The organism is Anaerococcus lactolyticus ATCC 51172 (genome assembly GCF_000156575.1).
In the GTDB taxonomy this organism is placed as follows: domain Bacteria; phylum Bacillota; class Clostridia; order Tissierellales; family Peptoniphilaceae; genus Anaerococcus; species Anaerococcus lactolyticus.
Window position 1 is genome coordinate 1 of sequence record NZ_GG666207.1, and the last position, 232, is coordinate 232.

At 62.1% G+C, this 232-nt stretch carries 1 protein-coding gene; it reads right to left on the reverse strand.

Going from position 1 to position 232, the window contains the following annotated elements; translation table 11 throughout:
- The coding region (locus tag HMPREF0072_RS11770; protein ID WP_155811923.1) for a glycosyltransferase at window positions 1-232 on the reverse strand (232 nt) is incomplete at both ends.

Genomic DNA, 232 nt, shown 5'->3' on the forward strand with positions numbered 1-232 from the left:
AAGCCGAACGGCTCGGTGATCGGCGTGCTCATGTAGATGTGCGTGCGATTGAAGAAGCCGGCGACGTCATCCTGATAACCGCTGAAGGTGACGCGGTCGCCGAGCTGAAGCCGTGCCGCCAGCGCCTCGAACGCCGCGCGATCCGGCCCTTTGCCGGCCACTTCCAGCGTGACGTCATGCCCGCGCCGCAGCAGTTCCTGCATCATCAATAATGAAACGCTGATGCCTTTCA